Annotated in this window: 6 protein-coding genes; all 6 read right to left on the reverse strand. The window is 72.7% G+C overall.

Annotated elements, in window-relative coordinates; translation table 11 throughout:
- Positions 1-4: 4 nt before the first annotated feature.
- On the reverse strand, positions 5-211 hold the full coding sequence (locus AB0M83_RS30660; RefSeq protein ID WP_360667785.1) for an MbtH family protein: 207 nt from the start codon (positions 209-211) through the stop codon (positions 5-7).
- Complete coding sequence (locus tag AB0M83_RS30665; protein ID WP_364522053.1) at positions 208-1,707, reverse strand: MFS transporter; 1,500 nt, start codon at positions 1,705-1,707, stop codon at positions 208-210. Before AB0M83_RS30665 ends, AB0M83_RS30660 begins: the two co-directional genes overlap by 4 nt.
- A gap of 106 nt (positions 1,708-1,813) precedes the next feature.
- A complete protein-coding gene (locus AB0M83_RS30670) occupies positions 1,814-3,067 on the reverse strand; it encodes a glutamate synthase-related protein (protein WP_364522055.1) in 1,254 nt (417 codons plus the stop codon).
- On the reverse strand, positions 3,064-4,047 hold the full coding sequence (locus AB0M83_RS30675; RefSeq protein WP_364522057.1) for an asparagine synthetase A: 984 nt from the start codon (positions 4,045-4,047) through the stop codon (positions 3,064-3,066). Before AB0M83_RS30675 ends, AB0M83_RS30670 begins: the two co-directional genes overlap by 4 nt.
- A 31-nt stretch (positions 4,048-4,078) precedes the next feature.
- The gene (locus AB0M83_RS30680; protein ID WP_364522059.1) at positions 4,079-5,329 is read right to left on the reverse strand and encodes a methylaspartate mutase; all 1,251 of its coding nucleotides are present in this window, start codon (positions 5,327-5,329) and stop codon (positions 4,079-4,081) included.
- Entirely contained in the window at positions 5,326-5,811 is a 486-nt protein-coding gene (locus tag AB0M83_RS30685) for a cobalamin-dependent protein (RefSeq protein ID WP_364522061.1), read from the reverse strand. The genes AB0M83_RS30680 and AB0M83_RS30685 overlap by 4 nt, the downstream gene beginning before the upstream one ends.
- Positions 5,812-6,030: the final 219 nt, after the last annotated feature.

Consider the following 6,030-nt stretch of genomic DNA (forward strand, 5'->3'; position numbering starts at 1 on the left):
AGGGTCAGCGCATCGCGGCGACGAGGCTCGCCGGGCGCAGGTCGGTCCAGTGCGTCTCGACGTACTCCAGGCACGCGGCGCGGGTGTCCTCGCCGTGCACGGTGCGCCAGCCGGCCGGGACGTCCACAGTGGACGGCCAGAGCGAGTGCTGGTTCTCGGCGTTGACCAGGACCAGGAAGGTGCCGTTCTCGTCTTCGAAGGGGTTGGTCATGACTTCTTCTCCTCTGTGAGGGCGGCCCGGCCGAGTGCCGGGGTGGCGACGAGCAGGGCGAGCGCGACGAGCGCGACCGCGGCGTGGGCGAACATGGTGAGCGGGACGCCGATCGCCTCGGTCAGCACGCCGATCAGCAGGTTGCCGACGGGGGTGGCGGCGAGGGTGAACAGCGCGAGGATCGACATCACGCGCCCGCGCATCTCGGGGGTCGCCCACCGCTGGGCGAGGCTCACGAGCACGAGCGCGGTGAGCCCGGCGACCAGGCCGAGGGTGAAGAAGGCGGCGATGCCGACGGCGAGGTTCCCGGTGGCCAGCAGGGCGAGGCAGCCGGCCTGGGCGGCGAGGCCCGCGGTGGCGAGCCGTCCGGCTTTCTCGCGGGGCGGCCACTTGACCGAGACGACGAAGGCGAGGGACGCGCCGAGCGTCATGGCGGTGAGCAGCCAGCCGGCGCCCTGGGTGCCGCCGAGGAGGACCAGGCCGAGGTTGATCGGGCCGGCCCCGCTGAGCTCGAGGAGGCCGGTGACGATCATGGCGGTCCGCAGGGCGGGCCGGCGGGCGACGTACCGGCAGCCTTCGCCGATTTCCGTGCCGAGCTGCTTGAGCTTGACGCGTTCCCGGGGTTCTTTGCTGCTCAGGGTCTTGGTGTTGCCGGCGGCGAGGGCGGAGATCCCGAAGCTGACGCCGTTGACGACGGCGACGACGACGAGCCCGCCGAGCCCCGCCAGCCACGACCCGAGCGCCCCACCGGCGGCCTGCCCCCCACGCACGGCGGCGAGGTAGACGGCGTTGCCACGCACGAGGTGTTCGGGCGGCAGCAGGTTCGGCCGCAGCGCATCGGAGGCCGGGATGAAGAAGGCACTGGCGACCGCCATGACGACGATGAGCCCGGCGAGCAGCGGCAGCTGGGGCCCGACGACGAAGACGGCGGCGGCCCCGGCGAGCATGGCCCCGGCGCGGACGAGGTCGGTGGTGACGAGCACCCGCCTCGGCCCGGTCCGATCGGCGACGGCGCCGCCGACGAGGAGGGTGAGGACCTTCGGGAGGGAGCCGAGGGCGAGAACCAGTCCGGCGAGGGCCGGTCCGGCGGTGCCGACGAGGGTGAGTGAGAGGGCGATCAGCCAGACGGCGTCCCCGAAGGAGGACAGCCCCATGGCGAGGACGAGACCGAGGAACGGCGCGGGAAGAGCCTTACCTGCACCGGTGGCAGCAGGTTCGGCGGCCCCGGAGGCGAGTTCGCCTGCGGCGGCAGCCTTGCCTGCGGCGGCGGCGAGCTTGGTTGCGAGCTTGCTCGCGGAAGCGAGTTCGCCTTCAGCGGCAACCTTGTCGGCCGCGGTGGCGGGCTCGGCCGCGAAGGCTCCGGCCCGGTCCGCGGCAGCTCTCGTCTCGGCCGCGAGGCACGGTTCGGCCGCCGCAGCGCCCAGCCCGCTCGCACTGCCCAGCCCGGCAGCGCCGTCCAACTCCATCGCCGCGCGCGGCTCGTCGACGGCAGTCACGACGCACCGCCGATCCCCGGCGCGCCAGCCGTCTTGAATGAGTCATTCAGGTCTTCGGAGGTCCTGAATGACTCATTCAAGACCTTCGGACCCGCGAAGCCGCGCGTCATGACAGCACCTGCTCTCGCACCCGGTCCGCCTGACCCGGGAACCACACGTCCTCGGGCGTCAGCGCGTCCGCGCGGTACTGGCCCAGCGCGCTCAGCAGCATCCGCAGCTCCAGCGCCAGCGCCTCGGCGAACCGGACCAGGCCGGAAACCGGGTCCGTGTCCACCGCCAGCAGCGCCGCCCGGCCCAGGCCCGCCGCGCGGGCTCCCAGGGCCAGGACCTTCGCCACCCGCGTCCCCTCCCACATGCGGCCCGAGGCCAGCAGGCAGCCGGCCGGCGTGCCGATCCGCGTCAGGCACTCCGCCAGCGGCAGCCCGACCGACGCGAAAGACAATGGAGCCCAGCCCGAGCCACCCTCGGCCCCGTCGACCGTCACCGCCGACGCGCCCGCCGACCACGCCACCGAAGCCGCGGCACCCACGTCGCGGCCGGGTGGGAGCTTCACCCACACCCCGGCCCGCGGGAAGTTGTTGCGCATCAAGCGGATTTGCTGCCGGAGGATCTCGTCGGTGAATGTCCCCGGTGAACTGCTCCGCAGCACCCGCGAGCCCAGGGAAAGATCCACCGCGTACTGCGAAGCCAGCGAAGCCGCCACCGAAGGGTCGACCAGGGTCATCCCGCCGAGCCCCGGCTTCGCGCCCTGCCCGACCTTCAGCTCGAACGCCAGCCGCCCCGACTCCAGCAAGGGCGCCGCCGACGGGTCCGAATACACGAGGTTCCACACCTCCGCGTCGGCGTCCTCGGTGCTCTGCTGGACGACGACGCCGCCGAGCCCGTCGGGCACCGCGTCCGCGTACGCCCGCATCCGCTCCAGCAGCGTCCCGGCCGACTCGCCGCCGGCGCGGCCGTGGCCGTGCACCGGGACGACGTTCTCGCCGATCACCATCGGGATGCCGAGCCGCGCGGCCTGCGCCGCTGCCGCCGCACCCAAGCCGGCCCCCGCGACCTGCGTCGACCCGAACGCCGACAGGTACAGCGGCAGCGAAGACTCGAAACCGCCGATCGACGTCGAAAGCGAGACGTCACCGTAGAGCGGCTCGCGGCCCAGCTCGATCAGCTTCTCCAGCCGCCGCGGCACGAACACCGGCGGGACCAGCCGCGCCTCGTCCAAGACGTCCGACGAAAGAGAAGAAGCGTCGCCGAACAACGAAGTCCCGTACTCCGAAGCAGGCGGGAACACCGCCGAGACACCGTGCAGGGCCCGCTCCCGGACGAGGTCCTCCGGGAAACCCCCGGCGTGCAACGCGGTCACGGCGAGACCACCCCCGGCAGCTTCGGGAACGCCGTCGCCTGCCACACCGCGTCCAGCCCGGCGACGTACCGCGTGAACCGCTGCACCCCCAGGCCGAAGCCCGCGCTCGCCGGAATCCCGGATCGGACCAGGTCGAGGTACCACGCGTACTTCGCCGGGTTCTCGCCCGTCTCCCGCATCCGCGTGACGATCCGGCCGTAGTCGTGCTCGCGCTCGCTGCCGCTGCACAGCTCGCCGTAGCCCTCCGGCGCGATGAGGTCGAAGTTGCGCAGGACTCCCGGCGTGGAAACGCTTTCGCGGTCGTAGAACCCGCGCGAGCCCTTCGGGTAGTCGACGAGGAAGAACGGCCGCGCGTGCTTCTCCGACAGGATCGCCTCGCCCGCCCAGTCGATCTCGGCGTCCGCGCTCTGCGGGTGCCCGAGCTCGCGCAGGGTCTCGACGGCGGTGGTGTGCGACAGCCGGCCGAACGCGCCGCCGAGCAGGTCGGCGAACGCGCCCGAGTCGCGGCCGAGCGCCTCCAGCACGTCGCCGGCGTCCTCGACCACGCGGCGCACCACGTGCGCCACCAGGTCCTGCAGCAGGTCGAGCACGTCGTCGCGGGACGCCCCGGCGACTTCGACGTCGAGCTGGTGGAACTCGGCCAGGTGCCGGCTCGTGTTCGCCGTCTCCAGCGGTTCCAGCCGCACGTTCGGTGCGACGTAGAAGATCTTCGGGAAGCCCAGCAGCGACGCCTGCTTGTACAGGATCGCACTGGTCATCAGCTTGTACCGGTGGCCGTAAAAATCGACGTCGACCTGCTTCGCGCCGCGGCCGCCGGGGTCGGTGACGGGACCGATCACCGGGGGCAGCAGCTCGGTGAAGCCCCGGGCGCCGAGGAACGCGCGCGCCTCGGTGAGCATCTTGTGCTGGAGGCCCAGCACGTGCCGCGTGGTCTCCGAGGTCAGGTGCGTACGCGGGTCCGGCGGATCGGTGTACTCCATGGCGTTCTCACTCCCAGCTGGTCGGGACGGATCAGGACAGGACCGGGTCGAGCCTTCGGCGGTGGTAGGACAGGTCGGCGAGCAGCCGGGTCGCGCTGACCCGGTCGTGGCCGCGGCGGCCGCCCAGCGCGGGCGGCAGCGGCATCCGGCCGGTGTGCCACCACTGCAGGCGGCCTTCGTCGTCGAGCACGCACCGGGTTTCGCCGCCGTTGTCGGGGTGCAGGCAGTACGGGACGTCGAGCAGGCCGCGTTCGAACGCCGCCGGCAGGGCCTCGGTCAGCGTCGGGGCGAGCGAACGCACCTCGTCGACGAGCCGCCGCGCCTGCGCGTACACCTCGGTGTCCTCTGATGTGGGCGCGGCCGGGGCGGGCTGGTCCAGGGCGGTGGCGTGGGCCAGCCGCAGGGCCTCGACGTTCTCTTCGACGGTCGGGATCCGGTGCGCTTCCGCGGTGGTCTTGACGATCAGCCGCTCGGTGCCGGTGCGCACGGCCAGCCGGACGCTCTCGGCGACCAGCTCCCGGGCCCCGGCCGCGGACTCCGGGAAGAGCCCCATGTAGGTGTAGAGCACCACGTGGTAGTCCACAGTGGACAGTTCTTCGGCGCAGAGCCGCCGCATCGCCCACAGCGCTTCGGCGTCCTGCTCCGGGTTGGTCTGCTGCGCGTAGCTGGCCGACACGCTGCGCACGCCGTGCTCGGCGAAGAACAGGCACTCCAGCACCGACAGCGCGACGAGCAGCCCCGGCGGGCACAGCTGGCCGAGCATGCAGCCGCCGAAGCTCTCCAGATGACACTCGACGGCCTGCCCGGCCAGCAGCGACGCCGAGCGCGACCACGACTTCGCCGCCGTCCGCAGCGGCACGCTGCTGTAGGGCAGGCAGTAGGACACCGGCCCGCCTTCGGAGGCGTCGAGCCCGGCTTCGAGCATCGCGGCGAAGATGTCCTCGGGCTGCGCCGACCCGTGCCGCACCTGGACCGGGAAGCGCGGGCCGTACAGGCCGTCCACCAGTTCGGCGGTGGCGGCGGGGCCGAGCGCCACCAGCGGGTAGCCGTTGAGCGGGACACCGGAGGCGATCGACATGGCGGCGAGGTCGTGCTGCCCGGTGCGGGTGTAGCTGTCCAGGGTCACGGTGCCGACGGCCGGCACGCCGGCGTCGGCGACCGCGCGCAGCCCGCGGCGCATCGTGGCGGGGTCGGAGAACCCCATGCGCGGCTGGACGAGCAGCGTCCGGCGGCGCCGGTGCTCGGCCACGAAGCTGCTGAACACCGACCGGGCAGCGGTCACCGCAAGGTCCGGACGTTCGCCGCGACGAACTCGCGGAACGACTCGATCGCCTGGCCGGAGTCACCGGCGCCGACGTGGAACACCGCGTCGTAGCCCAGCGCCAGCAGCTCGGTCTCCAGCTCGGCGTTGGCATCGCCCTGGACGCCGAGCTTGCCGCCGATGACGGCGGGCAGGCCGGCCAGGCCGGTGTCGGCGCGCAGGGCGGAGATCACCCGGGCGCCGTCGACGTGGCCGTGGCCGTTGATGGTGCTGATCACCAGGCAGTCCGGCCGCTCGGCGCGGCACGCGGCCAGCAGCCGCTCCACCGGGACGCAGGCGCCGAGGTTGACCACCTCGTGCCCCATCTCCTCCATGATCAGCTGGAGGGCGACGAGGTTCCACATGTGCGAGTCGGACTGGACGCTGGACAGGACGAACTTGAGCGGGGGCCCCGCGGCCACGCCGGGTCCGTCGGGGGTCTGCTCGATCTGGAACGTGGTCATCGTGCGTCGCTCCCTGTGTGTTCGGGGAACGTCCGCGGGGCGAGCCGCGAACTTCTCACGACGAATCGTCATCGGCGGAGGGCCGGCGCACATGGGTGCGGCGGCCCCGCATTCCGGCGTCGCTCCCGGCCCCTGGCCCGCCTCGCGCGCGGGCGACGCGGCCGTGGCTTCGGTGCTGTCGCTGATCTTCCTGCTGCCGTTCTACATCATGCTGCGCAA

The sequence above is a fragment of the Amycolatopsis sp. NPDC051106 genome (assembly GCF_040682775.1).
GTDB lineage: Bacteria > Actinomycetota > Actinomycetes > Mycobacteriales > Pseudonocardiaceae > Amycolatopsis.

Excerpts from the sequence above, each read along its gene's own strand:
- AB0M83_RS30660 (WP_360667785.1), bottom strand. The coding sequence starts at position 211 with ATGACCAACCCCTTCGAAGACGAGAACGGCACCTTCCTGGTCCTGGTC.
- AB0M83_RS30675 (WP_364522057.1), bottom strand. The coding sequence starts at position 4,047 with ATGGAGTACACCGATCCGCCGGACCCGCGTACGCACCTGACCTCGGAG.
- AB0M83_RS30685 (WP_364522061.1), bottom strand. The coding sequence starts at position 5,811 with ATGACCACGTTCCAGATCGAGCAGACCCCCGACGGACCCGGCGTGGCC.